General features: G+C 53.6%; 16 protein-coding genes. 4 read left to right on the top strand and 12 right to left on the bottom strand.

Going from position 1 to position 17,042, the window contains the following annotated elements; all coding sequences use genetic code 11:
• Nucleotides 1-92: 92 nt before the first annotated feature.
• From ilvC to uvrC, 7 genes are all read right to left on the bottom strand, one after another.
• Nucleotides 93-1,085 carry a ketol-acid reductoisomerase gene (ilvC, locus tag NTZ04_09645; GenBank protein ID MCX5992562.1) on the bottom strand — a complete coding sequence of 331 codons (993 nt, stop codon included), beginning with the start codon at nt 1,083-1,085 and terminating at the stop codon, nt 93-95.
• 167 nt (nt 1,086-1,252) lie between these two features.
• Nucleotides 1,253-2,167 (bottom strand): tRNA pseudouridine(55) synthase TruB, encoded by a 915-nt coding sequence (gene truB / locus NTZ04_09640; protein ID MCX5992561.1) that lies wholly within the window; start codon nt 2,165-2,167, stop codon nt 1,253-1,255.
• Entirely contained in the window at nt 2,157-2,531 is a 375-nt protein-coding gene (gene rbfA, locus NTZ04_09635) for a 30S ribosome-binding factor RbfA (protein ID MCX5992560.1), read from the bottom strand. Before rbfA ends, truB begins: the two co-directional genes overlap by 11 nt.
• Nucleotides 2,515-4,308 carry a translation initiation factor IF-2 gene (gene infB / locus NTZ04_09630; protein MCX5992559.1) on the bottom strand — a complete coding sequence of 598 codons (1,794 nt, stop codon included), beginning with the start codon at nt 4,306-4,308 and terminating at the stop codon, nt 2,515-2,517. Before infB ends, rbfA begins: the two co-directional genes overlap by 17 nt.
• Nucleotides 4,305-4,643: a YlxR family protein gene (locus NTZ04_09625; GenBank protein MCX5992558.1), complete on the bottom strand. Its 339-nt coding sequence runs from the start codon at nt 4,641-4,643 to the stop codon at nt 4,305-4,307. The genes infB and NTZ04_09625 overlap by 4 nt, the downstream gene beginning before the upstream one ends.
• The gene (nusA, locus tag NTZ04_09620) at nt 4,630-6,225 is read right to left on the bottom strand and encodes a transcription termination factor NusA (protein ID MCX5992557.1); all 1,596 of its coding nucleotides are present in this window, start codon (nt 6,223-6,225) and stop codon (nt 4,630-4,632) included. The genes NTZ04_09625 and nusA overlap by 14 nt, the downstream gene beginning before the upstream one ends.
• 240 nt (nt 6,226-6,465) lie before the next feature.
• Nucleotides 6,466-8,286: an excinuclease ABC subunit UvrC gene (gene uvrC, locus NTZ04_09615; GenBank protein MCX5992556.1), complete on the bottom strand. Its 1,821-nt coding sequence runs from the start codon at nt 8,284-8,286 to the stop codon at nt 6,466-6,468.
• 91 nt (nt 8,287-8,377) lie between these two features.
• Here uvrC and NTZ04_09610 point away from each other — a divergent pair, with 91 nt between their 5' ends.
• From NTZ04_09610 to NTZ04_09595, 4 genes are all read left to right on the top strand, one after another.
• Nucleotides 8,378-9,154, top strand: coding sequence for a tyrosine-type recombinase/integrase (locus tag NTZ04_09610; GenBank protein ID MCX5992555.1), 777 nt, complete (start codon nt 8,378-8,380; stop codon nt 9,152-9,154).
• A gap of 113 nt (nt 9,155-9,267) precedes the next feature.
• Nucleotides 9,268-10,038 carry an enoyl-CoA hydratase-related protein gene (locus NTZ04_09605; protein ID MCX5992554.1) on the top strand — a complete coding sequence of 257 codons (771 nt, stop codon included), beginning with the start codon at nt 9,268-9,270 and terminating at the stop codon, nt 10,036-10,038.
• Nucleotides 10,039-10,102: 64 nt separating this feature from the next.
• Nucleotides 10,103-10,957 (top strand): 3-hydroxybutyryl-CoA dehydrogenase, encoded by an 855-nt coding sequence (locus NTZ04_09600; GenBank protein ID MCX5992553.1) that lies wholly within the window; start codon nt 10,103-10,105, stop codon nt 10,955-10,957.
• A gap of 218 nt (nt 10,958-11,175) precedes the next feature.
• Entirely contained in the window at nt 11,176-12,030 is an 855-nt protein-coding gene (locus tag NTZ04_09595) for an alpha/beta hydrolase (GenBank protein ID MCX5992552.1), read from the top strand.
• Between the two features lie 341 nt (nt 12,031-12,371).
• Here NTZ04_09595 and NTZ04_09590 read toward each other — a convergent pair whose 3' ends face one another.
• From NTZ04_09590 to NTZ04_09570, 5 genes are all read right to left on the bottom strand, one after another.
• On the bottom strand, nt 12,372-12,659 hold the full coding sequence (locus NTZ04_09590) for a GIY-YIG nuclease family protein (protein ID MCX5992551.1): 288 nt from the start codon (nt 12,657-12,659) through the stop codon (nt 12,372-12,374).
• A gap of 59 nt (nt 12,660-12,718) precedes the next feature.
• Complete coding sequence (locus tag NTZ04_09585) at nt 12,719-13,696, bottom strand: HTH domain-containing protein (protein ID MCX5992550.1); 978 nt, start codon at nt 13,694-13,696, stop codon at nt 12,719-12,721.
• Between the two features lie 267 nt (nt 13,697-13,963).
• A complete protein-coding gene (locus NTZ04_09580) occupies nt 13,964-14,395 on the bottom strand; it encodes an FAD-dependent oxidoreductase (protein MCX5992549.1) in 432 nt (143 codons plus the stop codon).
• Nucleotides 14,361-16,034 carry an NAD(P)-binding protein gene (locus tag NTZ04_09575; protein MCX5992548.1) on the bottom strand — a complete coding sequence of 558 codons (1,674 nt, stop codon included), beginning with the start codon at nt 16,032-16,034 and terminating at the stop codon, nt 14,361-14,363. Before NTZ04_09575 ends, NTZ04_09580 begins: the two co-directional genes overlap by 35 nt.
• 127 nt (nt 16,035-16,161) lie before the next feature.
• A complete protein-coding gene (locus tag NTZ04_09570; protein MCX5992547.1) occupies nt 16,162-16,392 on the bottom strand; it encodes a hypothetical protein in 231 nt (76 codons plus the stop codon).
• Between the last annotated feature and the right edge of the window lie 650 nt (nt 16,393-17,042).

Below are 17,042 nucleotides of genomic sequence, written 5' to 3'. Positions count from 1 at the left end.
AATGCTCACTACTCGGCTCATCGCTATTTGGCAATGAGCCGAGTAAGGAAGACCATCTATTGACTAGTAAACTCGGAAGAAACCTAATCAGCTCAGCCCTTAAGCCAGGGCATCATATCCCGCAGCTTTTTGCCAACAGCCTCAATGGGATGATCCGCCTCCCTCTTCTTCAGGGTGTTGAAACAGGGACGGCCGGCCTGATTCTCCAGTATCCATTCCAGGGCAAAGCTACCATCCTGTATCTCCTCAAGTATCTGCTGCATCTCTTCCCTGGCCATCTCATCGATGACCCTGGGCCCACGCGTATAGTCGCCATATTCAGCAGTATCACTCACCGAATTGCGCATGTAGGTCAATCCGCCCTGATAGATAAGGTCGGTAATGAGCTTTAGCTCATGGCAAACCTCAAAATAGGCTATCTCCGGCTGATAGCCCGCCTCGACCAGGGTTTCGAAGGCTGTCTTTATCAAGGCAGAGACACCACCGCAGAGCACCACCTGCTCACCGAAGAGGTCGGTCTCTGTCTCTTCTGCGAAGGTGGTCTCCAAGACCCCAGCCTTGGTGCAGCCAATGCCCTTGGCATAAGCCAGAGCTACAGCCTTCGCCTTTCCTGAGGCATCCTGTTGAACGGCTACCAGAGCCGGCGGTCCTTTGCCCTCCGTATAGAGACGGCGCAGCATGGGCCCAGGACTCTTGGGCGCTATCATACTGACATCGACGTTAGCCGGGGGCACGATCTGCCCATAGTGTATGTTAAATCCGTGAGCGAACATCAGGGTCTTGCCTGCAGACAACCCCTTTTCGATGGACTCGCGATAGACCGCCGGGTGCAGATTGTCAGGAACAAGCATTACGATTATGTCTGCCGCCTTGGCTACCTTGTCAGCCGTGGCCACCTCGAAGCCGGCCTTCTTAGCCTTCTTCCACGCCTCACTCTGAGGTGCTTCGGCTACCATCACCGAGCAACCACTATCCTTAAGGTTGTTGGCATGGGCATTTCCCTGACTGCCGTAGCCAATAATGCCAATTGTCTTACCCTTCAGTAAGTCCAGGTTGGCATCGCGATCATGATAGATTTTGACCATCATACCTCCTCTTTCGGCGATCCCGCCGTGCTTGCCAAATTTTAGTATCTACTTTGTAGCACAAGCCGTGAACACAGTCAATACGGCATTGTGCGAGCAGAACTGCGTGCCATGTAAGGCCTATCCAAAAGGAACGCGCTTCACCTCTCCACTGTCGCGGCAATCAGCTATTCCACTTCATAGCTGGCATCGCGAAAGACTTTCTCGGGATGCCATAGACCCTCGCCATGTCGGCTCAACACAGCCAGAAAACGTCCGTCATCAGAGTAGGCCCGACAGCGTTTGTCGGCGGACTCCGAGTCACCTGCTATGTTTAAGGTCACTGAGTTGCCCTTTCTCACCAGGGCTTCACTCTCCTTGTCAAGGATAACCACCCTCCAACCAAGGAGTACTTCGTCAATCGAGTAGGAAAGGTACTGCCAGCAGCCACGGCGGAAGGCTTCTTCAATCACAGGAAGAGGCAAAGAATCAGCAATATGGAAGGGCTCGCTCCTCAATCGCACCAGCTTTCTAAGATGAGCACCACAGCCCAACGCAATGCCTATGTCCTGGGCCAGGGACCGGATATAAGTGCCAGCACTGCATTCTACCTCAATAGTGACAACAGGCGACTGCCACCTTATGAGATCCAGACGAGAGAACTGCACCATCCTTGGTTTCCTAGTTACCTCAATTCCCTCACGGGCAAGCTCATAGAGACGTCTTCCCTTATATCTGAGGGCACTGTACATCGGCGGGATCTGCTCAACGGAACCACGAAAGGAATGAAGTACCTGCCTCAACTGATCTTCAGTGACAAATGAGGCATCACACCTCCGAATTACCTCCCCCACCGCATCATAGGTGTCAGTAGTGATACCAAGTTCGACTTCAGCCTGGTAGGTCTTGCCAGCCCCAGACAGAAATTCAATCACCCTGGTACCCTGGCCAAGACAAACCACCAGCACTCCAGTAGCTTCGGGATCAAGTGTACCGGCATGGCCTACTCTTGGCTCGCCGCTGAGGCTTCTCACCAGGGAAACTACGGCAAAAGAGGTCTTGCCGGCTGGCTTGAGGACATTGAGGATGCCGTCAATGCTCACCTGGTTCCTGTCCTCCAGCTTCTTCAGTAGCTAACTGGCTCATTAGCTGGAAAACCTTACTTGCCTGCTCTATAGAATCATCGTAGCAAAAGCTCAATTCGGGGCTATTTCGCAATCTGAGCCGCGGGCCCAGCTCCCTGCGGAGGAAACCTGAGGCAGTACCCAAAGCCTTCATGGCTTCTGTTTTCTCACTCTCAGTTCCCAGAATACTGACAAACACCTTGACATGGCGTAAATCAGGAGAGATCGAGACGCGGGTCACCGTAACAAAGACCGCAAGCCTGGGGTCCTTGATTTCGCGTTGCAGTAACTGGGTGATTTCATCGCGAATGAAGTGATTCAGCCGCTCAGTGCGCCGACTCATCCACCTTCCCCTTGCGATAGGCCTCGATTATGTCACCTGTTTCAAACTGGGTAAATCCATCCACAACAACGCCACACTCAATACCGGCAGCCACCTCTCTGACATCATCCTTGAACCGCCTCAGGCTGGCGATTTTGGACTGGTGGACTAACTGCTTGTTGCGTATCACTCTGATCGGGGCATCTCTCTTCAAAACACCGTCATTAACATAGACCCCCGCCGCCTTCTCATGCCTGCCGGCAGTGAAAACTGCCCTTATCTCAGCATGTCCCTCAATAACCTCAGCGTAGGATGGCTCCTTCATTCCCTTCAAGGCTCTCTCAATATCATCTATCAGGTTGTAGATTATGTCGTACAGCCGGATATCCACTCCTTCCGAATCAGCCATCCGCTGCGCGCCCACAGTGGGTGTCGTATGAAAGCCCACAATAATACCTTTAGAAGCCAGGGCCAGCAAGACATCGCCTTCGGTGATAGATCCGCTACCAGAGTGAATGATTTTCACCTTTATCGCATCTATTTCCAAACGCTCGATGGAATCCCTGATCGGCTCAATGCTTCCCTGAACGTCGGTCTTGAGAATAAGGTTAAGCTCCTTGGCCTGCCCCTGCTTGATTTGAGCAAAGACATCCTCCAGCTTGACCGCACTTGCCGGCCTGGCCAGTTTCTGTTGTTTTTCCAGGTGCCGCTTTTCGGCTATGGACTTTGCCTCACGCTCACTGGCGGCCACCACTAGGGTATCCCCAGCTTGTGGTAAAGTGCTCAGTCCAAGTATCTCCACCGGAGTCGATGGCTCCGCCTTCTTGATCCGCTTGCCGGCACCGTTAAACATAGCCTTTATCTTACCCCAGGCATCACCAACCACCACGGGATCACCAGGCTTGAGAGTCCCGCTCTGCACCAAAACTGTAGCCAGAGGACCTTTGGTCTTGTCCAACTCCGCCTCGACAACCACCCCCTTAGCAGGGCAGTCCGGATTCGCCTTTAGTTCCAGTATCTCGGCCACCACAAGGATGTTCTCCAATAGATCAGAGATTCCCTGTTTCATCTTCGCTGAAACAGGCACGCAAACAGTATTGCCACCCCACTCTTCAATGACCAGGCCTTCCTCGGCAAGCTGCTGTTTCACTTTGTCCAGGTTGATACCGGGTTTATCAATCTTATTCAAAGCCACTACGATAGGTACTGCGGCAGCCCGAGCATGAGCTATGGCCTCCCGCGTTTGGGGCATTATCCCATCGTCTGCTGCTACCACAAGGACAGCAATGTCAGTTGCCTTTGTACCCCTGGCCCGCATCGCAGTGAAAGCTTCATGCCCCGGAGTATCCAAAAAGGTGATTTTTTTGCCAGACACTTCTGCCTGATACGCTCCGATGTGCTGGGTAATACCCCCCGCTTCAGAAGCCATCACATTCGTCTGTCTGATGGCATCCAAGAGCCTTGTCTTGCCATGGTCGATGTGCCCCATCACAGTCACCACCGGCGGGCGTGGTTGCAAGTTCTGTTTCTCCAATTCCCCACAGCCAGCCGCGTCATCCACTGGTACGGCCTTTTCCACAACATCATGGCCCAGATCCGAAGCTACTACTGCTGCAGTGTCGAAATCAATGGTCTGATTGATACTCGCTATGACGCCGTTATTCAACAACTGCTTGATCAACTCCACCCCACTCACCTTCAGCAGATCAGCCAGTTGCTTCACCGTCAGCGAGGCCGGAATCTCAATCGGGGGTCCACCTTTGGAAGGAGAGCTCTTTCCCCCAGTACTTTTCGTCATTCAACCTCCACCGCTTGGGTCAGTTGGCTCTGGGCCTCAGAGCAAAATCCAGTCCCAAACTCGACGACCTTGACCCAATTTTCAGGGTCTATTTTGCCCCGCAATGCATGCTCCAACCTGCCCTTGTTGAGCCCCTTCCCCCAACAACCTGGAGAGCGGCAAACATAAGCACCCCTCCCAGGCTTCTTTCCTGATACATCCACCTCCGCTATACCACCGGCACCATAAACCACGCGAACCAACTGCCGCTTCGGCTTTACCTCACGACAAAAAACGCAGGTACGCTGTGGGATATGTTTCAAACCCCGTTGCAGTGCTACCTTATCCCTCTTCACTCAATCCCTTTTCACCCAGGTCCTCTTCGCTCAATCCCTTTTCATCCAGGTCCTCTTCACCCAATCCATCGTCACCCAAATCCTCAATGTCTTCTCGTATCGCTTGCCGCCGACCTGGCTTCTTAGGTTTCGGTTTGACCACCACCTCTTCGTCCTTGACCGTGCTCTCCTTCTTCCCTTTCTTAGCAGGGGTTTCAGGTTTCGCTCCTGATCTTCCACCACCCCCACCACCACCATAGCGAGCCTTGAGCCTGCCAGTGACTGCCTCTATCTCCGAAAGTACTTCCTCAAAAGAATAGGTTTTAGTGGCAACCTCTGCCGGAGCCCCATGCGGCACTTCCAGGGGTTTCGTCGGTGGTGCCTCTGCCGAAGCCAGCACCGGCAGTATCTCCTTCACAGGAGCAGTAACCTTATCTTCAGCCACCGGAACTACTGGCTCAGGTACAGGCTCTACTGCCTGCACCACGGGTTCAACCGCCACCACTGCCTCACTGGAGACAGCCTCCTCCACCTTGGGGGCCTCTTTCACTTTAGGAGCCGCCCCCGCCTCGACCATAGAAGTGCTCTTTATATCGATTCGCCAGCCAGTAAGCCTGGCAGCCAGTCTGGCGTTCTGTCCTCCCTTGCCAATAGCCAGCGAGAGTTGATTGTCAGGGACAATTACCTTGGCGCCCTTCTCCTCCGCACTGACCTCCACCTTCACTACTGAAGCAGGGCTCAGCGCATTACCAATGAAAACCGCGGGGTCAGGATGCCACTGGATCAGATCTATTTTTTCACCGCCGAGTTCCTTGGTGATGTTCTGGATTCTGATGCTGCGCAGCCCGAGACAAGAACCAACAGCATCAACTCCCTCCTGGCGGGAACTAACAGCAACCTTACTCCGGTAGCCCGGTTCGCGAGCCAGGGCTTTGATCTCCACCGTGCCGTTGAATATCTCAGGGATCTCCAGTTCAAACAAGCGCCGGAGCAGATTCTGATGCGTCCGCGACACTACGAGCTGAGTCCCTTTGGCAGTGCGCAGTACCTTCACAAGGTAGAGTTTGAGCCTCTGCCCCACCCGGTAATGGTCTGCGGGCATCTGCTCAGCCAGAGGTAGTATCGCCTCCCCTTTTCCCAGATCGGCAATAATATGCTTCGCCTCGACAACATGTACCACACCACTGATAATATCCCCCTCTTTGTCAGCATATTCCCCGAAGATGGCATCGCGTTCCGCCTCCCGCAAACGCTGTAGTATTACCTGCTTTGCAGTTTGAGCAGCGATGCGTCCGGCATCAGGAGGCGTGGACTCTACCTCGATCACGTCTCCCACCCGAGCATCAGCCCTCAGCTTCACCGCCTCGGACAATAGAATTTGTTGACGGGGATCCGTGCGCCTCTTTACTACCTTTTTCTGTGCATAGACCCTGACCTCACCCGTCTGCACCAAAATCTTAACCGAGATCTCTTGATCAGGTGCAAAGCTACTTTTCTTGAATATAGGAACCAGGGCCGACTCTACAGTCTTGAGGATAACCTCTTTAGGTAAGTTCCTCTCGGCAGCCAGTTGAGTAAGAGCAATTCCAAAATCGGTCTTCATCTCCCGAGCAGACCTCCCATTCTATAACCCACGGTTATCCACTTAACCAAAAAGAGTGGGGGAACACCCACTCCACACAACGGCCAAACCTGTAAACCAGGTTTGGCCCTAATTTATCACAATTAGGATAACAATGCAACCACCAGCAAATAAGCCTCGAAGCCCTCTTTTTGCGAGGAAGGCGTCTGAGATTTTATGTCACATCAAACATAGTTTATACGATCATATCTCCGTTCTTCATCAAAGACACTCTTTCACTTTCTGCGCTGCAGACCTGGTCATTCCTTCCACAGACACCAACTCATCCAATGGAGCTTCCCTGATTCCCCTGACCGATCCAAATCTCTTAAGCAAAGCCCGCTTGCGTCTGGCCCCTATCCCCGGTATATCATCCAATGAAGAAGCAAATGTCCCCCTGCGGTGCACCTTGTGATGGTAGCTCAGCGCAAATCGATGTGCCTCATCCCTTACCCTCTGCACAAAATAAAGGGCCGACGATTGACGAGGGAGCATAACAGGTTCGGCCACCCGGGGTAAAAAGATAGCTTCATCCCCCTTGGCAATACTGACACAGGGAACAAAGCCAACCCCCATCTCATTCATCGCTTCCAGGGCGGCACTAAGCTGCCCTCTACCACCATCAATGAGAACCAGATCAGGCACAATTGCCCAGATACCTTCTCGAAGATCACCGGAGGCCCTCTTAAAACGCCTCCTCAATACCTCCTGGATCATGGCATAGTCATCAGATCCCTCAACTGACTTGATCTTGAATAGCCGATAGTGAGACTTCCTGGGCAATCCTCTCTCAAAGACCACCATGCTCCCCACCGCCGAGGTACCCTGAATATTAGAGATGTCATAACCCTCCACGCGCTGCGGAAGAGAAGACAATAAAAGTGCCTTTTGCAGTTCCTCCAAAGCTTCCTTCAGTACATCGGGGGCATCCAGCGATTTTACCCTCAATTGGGCCAGCCCCTGCCGGGCATTCTCTGCCACCAGATCCACCAGCCCTTTCCCAGACCCTCTACGGGGCACCCGGAGTTCTACCCTCCTCCCTCCTCTCCCCCCCAACCACTGCACCACAAGAGGCATCTCTTTCAACGGATGCTGAAGCAATATCCGCTTCGGTATGCAAGAAGCAGCACTATAAAACTGCTGCACAAAACTAGTCATAATCTGAGAAGGCTCTTCACCATGTGTTCCTGTCAGAATGAAGCGTTCTCTTCCCACAAGCTTTCCCTGGCGGATGAAGAAAACCAGCACGTATGCCTGATCACCTGCCTGGGCAAAGGCAACCACATCTGCCTCACCCTCAGTTGAAGCAATCTTCTGCTCTTCGGTAACCTTCTCTACAGCCCGAACTTGATCACGTATCAGGGCAGCCTTTTCAAAATCCAGATTCTCTGCCGCCAGTGCCATCCTGACGCGCAACTTTCGCAATACCACCTCATGCTTGCCTTCAAGAAAAAGGACAATCTGGTTTACCACCTGGCGATACTCTTCTTTGCTCACAGCGCCAATACAGGGTCCAAGGCAGCCTTGAATGTGGTATTCCAGGCAGGGCCGCAATGCAGTGCCCGTAATCGACCCCCTGCAATGACGCAAGGGGAAGAGCCTCCTTAGCAAGGCCAGGGTTTTGCGTAGCGATCCGGCGCTGGCATAAGGACCAAAATATCTGGCGCCGTCCTTCTCCACACGCCGAGTGACGTATGCCCTCGGCCAGTCCTCATTGAGGCTTATCTTGAGATAAGGATAACTCTTATCATCCTTCAGGCGCACATTGTAGCGCGGACGATATTCCTTTATTAGATTACACTCAAGAAGGATAGCCTCTTGCTCTGAATCGGTGACATAGAAATCAACTTCAGTTATCCGGGCTACCATCCTGCTCATCTTCGGCGAAAGTCTATCTGGGGAACTAAAATAGGAGCCTACCCGATGGTACAGGCTGGCCGCCTTGCCTACATACAGGATGCCATCCTTCTCATCCTTAAGCAGATATACGCCGGGCTTCGCTGGCAATGATTTCAGTTGCTGTTCAAGACGCTTCTGTTCCATGGCTCTGAAGCAATTTTACAATTTTGGCGCTGGTTATGCTAAAATAACAACCGTTCTGGAGGCAATCCGCCATTAATAAGGAGGGGGGGTCATGAAAGGGCAAATCGAAGCCTTCTTACGTCATCTTACAGTAGAGAAGAGATTCTCCGAGAATACTATTGCCGCTTATAACAACGATCTTTCACAAATGGCCGGCTTTTTTCAAGAGAAGGGATCAAAGCAGTGGCCAGACGTGGATCACCAGCTTGTGCTGAACTATTTCCTCGATCTCAGGCAGAGAGGTTACGCTCCGGCCACAATCGCACGCAAGACGGCATCTGCCAAGACCATGTTCAAGTATCTTGAGAATGCAGGAGTCATACAGAGTACTCCTACTGATAATGTCGGGGCGCCCAGGGTGAAGAAGAGCGTGCCCCAGCCTCTCCCAGAGACTCAAGTGAGGGATCTGCTGAGGCAGCCTGACAAGTATCCTACCCCTGAGGCAAGGCGCGACAAAGCCATGTTGGAACTTCTCTACGCCAGTGGCATGCAAATAGGTGAACTCATGTCGCTAAACGTGGATGATGTGACTATGCAAGACCATTCTGTCACTTGCCTCATAAGAGGCTCCAGGGAACGGAACACCTGCCTCAGCCGAGGCCATGTCCCTTCTTTAAAGAAATACCTGGATGAGGCTCGCCCCCAGCTACTGCACCAAAGAGGGGAAGCGGCACTGTTCCTCAATAGACTCGGGCAAAGGCTCACCAGGCAGGGACTCTGGCAAATCGTCAAGACTTATGCTAAGGAGGCAAAGCTGGATAGCCAGGTTACCCTGCGCGCTCTGCGCCACAGCCTTGTTGCTGCCACTTCCCAAAAAGCAAAGAACTGACCTTTGTTTGTCACAGCAGTGTATTAGTGACTCCATTGTATCTCCATAACAACGGCAGCCAATGAGGGTCAAGAAACAATCAAACAAGGGCTCAATGATAAGGAGGGCTTAATATGGGACTTCTTTACGAGAAGCGGGGGAGAGTCGCCTACATGACCATAGACCGTCCCCGTACCTTGAATTCTATTGATCCGCAGACATTCAAAGAACTCAGCGACGCACTAATAGACTTCAGGGATGACAGGGAGACCTGGGTAGCCATACTTACCGGAAGCGGCAACCGAGCTTTTTGCGTCGGAGCTGACATCAAAGAGATGCTGCCTGTGTTAAGTGAGATTCGCAACGAATGGTGGCGGGTACCGCCCAGTCTGTTTCGCGGTCTGGAACTATGGAAGCCCATCATCGCCGCCATCAATGGCCACGCTCTGGGCGGTGGGCTCGAGCTCGCGCTGGGCTGCGACCTGCGAATCGCTGCCGACAATGCCACCTTCGGCTTCCCTGAGGTTACCCTCGGCATAATACCTGGCTGGGGCGGGACACAGAGGCTGACACGGGCTATCCCGAGAGCCAAAGCCAACGAGATGATCCTGATGGCGGAGCGCATTGACGCCCAGGAAGCCTACCGTTTGGGGCTCATCAACAAGGTAGTACCCTCCGATCAGCTCATGCCCGCTGCCGAGCAATGGGCCCAGAGGCTCTGCAAGATACCACCACTGGCAGTAAGGGCAGCCAAGGAGGCCATGTACAAAGGGTTTGAAATGAACCTGGAAGAGGGGCTCAGGCTGGAGACGAAGCTAATGGACTTCTGCACCGCTACCGAAGACCACCAAGAGGCAAAACTGGCCTTTCTGGAGAAGCGGGAAGCAAACATAAAGGGGAAATAGGTTTCCACAAGGCCGCTGTGATAATCACGGACAGGCCAAAGGACAACATAGAGAAAGGAGTTATATGGAAATTAAGAAAGTAGGTGTGGTAGGCTGCGGTTTAATGGGCGGGGGCATAACCGAGGTTTGCGCCCGTGCTGGCTATGACACCGTGGTGCTGGAGGTCAAGCAGGAATTTCTGGACAAGGGCACTGCAAACATCCGAACATCGCTAGAAAGAGCTGTCAAGAGAGGCAAGGCAACTGAAGAAGAGAAGACGGCCACATTGGGGCGTATAAAAGGCACGCTCAACATGGAGGATTTCCGTGACCGCGACCTGGTCATAGAGGCAGCTATCGAGAACATGGTAGAGAAAAAGAAGATATTCGCTGGACTTGACAAGGTTTGCCCTCCGCATGCCTTCCTTGCCAGCAACACCTCCTGTCTATCTGTTCTAGACATGGCCATGACCACCAAAAGACCAAGCCAGGTGCTGGGGCTGCACTTCTTCAGTCCTGTTCCGGTGATGCAGTTGGTGGAGATTGTCAAAACCATGGTCACCTCAGACGAAGCCATTGAAATGGGCAAGGTATTCTGCAAGGATATCGGCAAGCAGACCGTCTTGTGCAATGACACCCCCGGGTTCATTGCCAACCGTCTCAGCATGGTCTATCTCATCTACGTCATCCGCTGCTATGAACAGGGTCTAGCAACAAAAGAGGATATCGATAAGACGATGAGACTCGGACTGAACCACCCCATGGGTCCCCTGGAACTGGCAGACTTCATTGGGCTGGACACGGTCTATTACATCCTTACCGCCATGTACGATGAGCTTAAGGATCCCTTGTTTGCCCCACCGATCATGCTGAAGAAGATGGTTGCCGCAGGGCACCTCGGACGCAAGACCGGCAAGGGATTCTACGATTACAGCAAGTAGAGCTGCGGCCGCAGACCGTATCTAGAGCTTGGACAGAAGCACCGTTCGGCGGGTACCGAAGATAGCATTTCGGACCCGCCGCGTTGTCAGTCTTCATCATCAGGCTACGTCTGAAGAAAGTCCCGAAGGGGGGCTATTTGACTCCATACCTCTGGGGAAATCTGCGCCAAGCGGAGAAAGACAGGGCCCGCAGGGGTGACTAAATGAGTGAATGTCTAATGCTGGAAACCAAAGCAAATGGCATGACCTTTCGCGGCAGGGCTGCCGGTCTGGACAATCTTTCAGGCGAGCCGGTCATTTTCCTGCACGGGTTCCCCGAAACATCAATCATGTGGGCCAACCTGATGGCAAATCTGGCAGATGAAGGATACCGTTGCTTTGCACCCGACCAGCGAGGTTATAGCCCAGGGGCTCGTCCAGAAAAGGTTGAGGGGTATGCCTGCCGGGAACTGGCCTCCGATGTTGTGGCCCTGGCTGATGCTCTCGGTTTTCAGCGTTTCCACATGGTTGGGCACGACTGGGGCTCTGCCATCGGCTGGATTATGCTATATCTCTATCCCAACCGCGTACAAAGTTGGACTGCCATGTCAGTGCCCCATATGGATGCGTTCAAGTCCGCAATTGCCGACGACCCTGACCAACGAAAACGCAGTCAATACATGACACTCTTCATGATGCCCGACGAGCCCGAGAAAGTGCTGACCGCTGACAACTCTAAGGTATTGCGTGATCTCTGGTCGGCCATTCCGGAAAACCAACTGGAGGAATACCTCACTGTTTTCTCCCAGCCAATGGCGCTCACAGCAGCGCTCAACTGGTATCGCGCCAATCCTGCCCTTCTCAAACAGGGCGACCAGGCAATAACCTTCGGTCCGGTATCACACCCCACTCTGCTCATCTGGGGAAATCAGGACCTGGCAGTCGGCCGGGTAGCCGTGGAACAAACGAGGCAGTACATGAAAGGCCCATTCCGCCTGATCGAATTGAACGCCGGCCACTGGTTGATTCAAGAAGAGCCCGAGCGCGTGCACGATGAAATCTTCAGGCATCTTCAGTCAAACCGCATGCCCTAAACGCCCCACTGGTTGTCACATGCCTGCAGGCAACATTTCATGATGAGACTCGCTCCGGAACACCGGATTTGATGGCCACAAGTCAAAGCCAGACCCATACAACCAGGCATCGTGAAGTTATGTTAAGTAGCAGGTCACTACAATGACCACTTCCGCTTGTGGAAATGCATCAAGTGCGAGAAGAGCTTTGGTGTTCAAGGTCAGTCTCTGTGGAGTAGGACAATCGTGAGGCTGTTGTTCTGGATGCGATAGTCACTGCTCCATTAGATGACGCATCACTCGTTTTCTGCTTCAAACAGCCACCCTGCCTCTCTGTATCCAAGGTGAGGTAATACAGCTCCCTAAGCCTTCCCCTTAAACTTTGGCCACTGATTGTACCCAATATCGGGATCATTAGAATTGAAGGCTTTTATGTATTCGGCTTCCTTGAGGCTGACCTTCCTGTTTGAAGCGGTGTCAGACTCCCACAGAACCTCTTTCCTAATTATGAAATCACGCCTTTGGTCTCTTGTGAAGTCCTTCTCAATGATCCTGCAGTCAGCGCTGCCGAAGTAGCTGATGGTGTCGGTTAGATCCTTGCCGATGTAGATCTTGCCGTTGGGATACGTAATCTTGTAGATCACTTTCATGGTTCGGACCATTATCTGGGCATAACCATGTACGCAACGTCCGGAATCTGGGGTGGCCATCAGTCATCCGCTGGATCTGGTGGTTCTATCTTGAGCTTCTCTTTGATGTATTGGGCCGGATCCTTGACGACCCCATCGTAGTCAGCTGGATGTATACGTTTGGACTCAAAGTCGATCTTCACATCTTCGACGAACTTCCGAAAATCGGGGTTCTGGTCACAGAGTTTATTGATGGTCTCCCAGTCAAGAGCGCTCCTGATCCGTGCAGGATAGAGCACCCTCGATGAGTCTATGTCCGCAAGATCAAGATGGACGATTCCTATTCCGAAGGATGCTGCTAGCCGCTCAAGCTCGGCGAGGAAATCATCGTCTTGGAGAATCTCGGAAGCCACAAGATATCCTTCGTGTGCCCAAGACGAGTTGGAGACAGCCTGGAAGTAGGACTCCCGGTAATTCATCTTGTTGAGAGACTTTTTGACCTCGAACGAGTAGAGACGAATGGAGTTATTGTCCAGTAGCCGGTTAAACTCGATGACCTCTGGCCGCCAATCCTCGATGGGAAGGTAGAAACCAACCATGTCCGGGTGAACCCACTCGTTGTATCCTTGCTTGAGAGACTTCTCATGCAGGATAGTCTTTGTGAATATTGAGCGACCACGGTTGAACGATTGGTTTGAGTACGCAAAATAGGCTAATATGGGATGCAGGTCTCGCTCCCTGTACTTGGGGGCGCTTTTCTCCTTCTTCTCTTCTTCTATTTCGATCTGAGACACCAGATCGGCGGAAACTTCTGATTGTCGATCTTTGAGGAAAAATCTGGCTGGCCTTTTGCCAACTTTGATGAATTTCGACTCTGATTTGTCTCTAACGTCTAAGTAGAGTTGAGCACCCAGTGTCTGCCAAGGTGTTTTTCCAGATGTGTTGACTTGCGCAGAAAGGCCTGATTTCTTGGCCATGTCCCATATTTCCTGATATGTCAATGGTTGCTTGGCTCTCCTCAATACCTCAGAGGCCAATTCAAGAAACGAGCAAGCCATTCGTCAGTCTCCTTCTGATATCTGTTGTTGTCTCTATCATGATCGAACATTCCGTCTGATGCTATTGCAGTAGCTCCGTGAATGTTAGCTCAGGGGATCCAATCAAGTCAATACGCCTGTATCTTCTAATCAGGGTGTCGGGGGTTTGAATCCCCCGCGGCTCACCAACTTCGTTTCTGGCCAGCTAATAGCAAGTTTATCGACGACTTGAGATAGCGCTGCTCCCGAAGTCCTCAGCCGAGTCACAGGGCCACACCATATATTACGTCAACCCAAGCCATAGACTACGGCGTTGGCCTCTCGAATGGCTTTGTCGATCAGTCCCAGCCCTGAAACGTCGCCCACAGTGTACACCTCAGCCGCCAGCTCCTTGCAGGCATTGTAGAGCTCGGCCTTGGGCTCGATCACACCGGCCAGGATGACCGTGTCGGCCTTGATCATGTGTTCCTTGTCACCATGCCGCGGCTTGAACCAGACGCCTTCAGCGGTTATCTTTGTCACGTCACACTCAGTGTGCATGGTGATACCAAGATTGCGCATACGCTCGATGTGCTCAGCACGGCGTTTCACGCCTATCTCGGGGGCCAGTTCTTCGTAAGCATCGATCACCGCCACCTCGCGGCCGCGCTGGGCCAGGAACTCCGCCGACTCTATCGCGGCGAGGTCAGCGCCCACCAGCACCACCTTCTTGCCAACCATTGGAGTCCAGAATCTGGTGACCTTCCGGATGCGCTGCGGCGTGATCAGCCTCTGCATAAGGCCGCCGCCAAGCCTGATTCCCAGTTTCATGGGCCACGGGACCTTGTCGGCACCCTCGGGCGGCGGCGAACTTGTGCAGCATGGCTCCAGTGATTACGTTGGGTAGGTGGTCGCCCTCGATCTTCGGCGCAACCACCTTGCCACCAGTAGCATCGATAAACACATCGGGCTTTTCCTGCTTGACCAGTTCGGGGGTAACCCCAACGCCCAGCTTCACTTTGACCGGCAGCTTCCTCATCTGCGTCATGAGGTACTCCAGAAAGGTCTCATTGTCCGGATGCACGGTGCAGGCGGTCACCAGGGCACCTCCCAGGCGGTGGTGCTTGTCATACAGCGTGACATCGTGACCACGCAGGACTGCCACCCGGGCTGCCTCCATGCCGCCAGGGCCAGCACCGGCAATCATGACCCTCTTCGGGGTAACGGCCTTGCCTTCGAGGGGATACACTTCCTCCTTCCCCATGCGGCCGTTGACGGCACAGTGGACGTCTTCGAGATTCATCAGAGAGTCCACGCATGTCAGGCACCGCACACACCGGCGGACATCCTCCAGCCTGTCCTCCATGCCCTTCCTGGGCAACTCGGGATCGGCGAGGAGGGGGCGGCCCATGACGATGGCATCGCACCAGTCCCTTTGCAGGAACCCCTCTGCCAGCGCCGGATCGTGGATGCAGCCCACCGGCATGACAGGAACCTTCACCACCTCTTTGATGGCATGCGCCGCCGGTACGTTGAAGCCATACTCGTAGTTGGCACCGGCGATGATCTGGTCGACCAGCGATGTGATGACACCGCCGGAGACGTGGAAGCAGTCAACGCCCGCCGCTTCCAGGATGGGGGCGATGCGCTGGGTGTCGGTGATGTCGCGGCCATTGCTGCCACCCACGCATTCGTCACCGGATATGCGCACCGTGAGCGGGAAGTCGTTGCCAACTCTCTCCTTTATCTTCTTGATGACCTCGACTGCCAGTTTGACACGGCCCTCGACGGTGTGGCCTACGTACTGGCCGTCCTCGCGCCGGTTGCGCAGCGGGGAGAGAAACGATCCAAGCAGCATATAGTTATGGGCCATGTGAAGCTCTACACCATCGTAGCCGGCATCGCGGGCCCTGCGGGCGGCCTCGCCGTACATCTCAATCAGGTCAGGCAGCTCTTCGTCCGTCAGCTCGCGGCAGACCTGCCCGGTGGACTCGGAGCGGTTCACGGAAGGTCCGATGGCCGGCATGTTCTCAAAGAACGGGGCCAGGGACTCGGGGCCGGGGTGGCTGATCTGCGGAAAGATCCTGACGCCGTGCCTGTGGACCGCGTCCGTAAGGCGCTTGTGCACCTCGATCTGGAAGTCGCTGTGCAGGCCGGAAGAAAGTGGCTGATACCTGTGCAGCGGGTCTATCGAATTGACCTCGGTGGTGATCAGGCCAACCCCGCCTTTGGCACGCTCGACCCAATAGGCTATCTGGCGGTCGGAGGGGGTCTCGTCCGGGTTAGCCCAGACAGGGGTCATTGGCGCCATGACTATCCGGTTTTTGATCTCCAGACCGCCAATCTTCCAGGGCGACATCAGTTTGTCTAGCTTCGGCATTTCCGAACCCCCTTCTTTCTTGCAGCCTAAGCCGCTCAAACCTTGAAATCGGTGATCTCGGCGATCTTCTTAGTCAGGGCAACGGTGGGCTGGCTGGGCTTGTACACCTGCAGCGGGATCATCTTCTTCATATTGTGTAAGCATAATCGTCAGGCATGGACATGTTGACATCGGCATTTGGGACGAAGCCCTTCTGAATGATGCCGCCGTTGACGCACATCTCTACTTTGCCCTTCGCAGTCTCCACAGTCAGGTTGACCGTCGCATCGGCCATGGACTTGGGAATCTGGAGATCGCCGGCGGCCTTGGTAAGCTCTACCACCCTGGCAAACCATTCATCAGACAAAAACTCAGCCATCTCTCCCCTCCTTCTTTGATGTGATCCTTCGGCTAGCAGCCATCCGGCCTCGGACTATCCCATCCGAGAAAGCCGTAAGCGAGTTCCACCCTGTCCCCCCATTGACTGCAAACATCTGTTGCCACAGCGCATTATAGTACAAATCATTAATGGCCATCAATGACAGATGGCCTGTCCGGCACCACTCTACCACCCATCAAGTTAGACCCACTGTGGTTCCCCCGAAAACTAGTGCCTGGTTGCAGACTTCGGACAAAGTCCCTACAGGCTCGGGGTGCAAGAATAGGCATCATTCGCTTTGTGAGAGGAGACCCTTCGCCTTCGCTCAGGGTGACAAACCACATAAAAGTCGGGGTGACATATTGCATAAAGGGCAGGGTGACATATTGCCCACTGCGTTGCGTCGTCCTTCCGCGGAAGGACGACGAAGCAATCTCGGGGCAGTGTGATGCGGTCAGACGAATGCATAGATTGCCGCGCCTTCTCCTCGCCCGGCTTGGAGAATGGCTCGCAATGACATTCTCCCCGACGCAAGCGTCGGGGTATCACAGTAACCTTAGTTGGTCTTTGTGAATCTGAACATATTGAGATGCACGTCCTTGCTCTTTAACATATTTCCCGATGGCTTTTTCATTCCCGTGTTTCCCAAC

It is taken from the genome of Chloroflexota bacterium, assembly GCA_026389585.1.
Lineage (GTDB): Bacteria > Chloroflexota > Dehalococcoidia > UBA2247 > RBG-13-53-26 > JAPLHP01.
The sequence above is the reverse complement of the archived record's forward strand: the minus strand, read 5'-3'. Positions and strand labels throughout refer to the sequence as shown.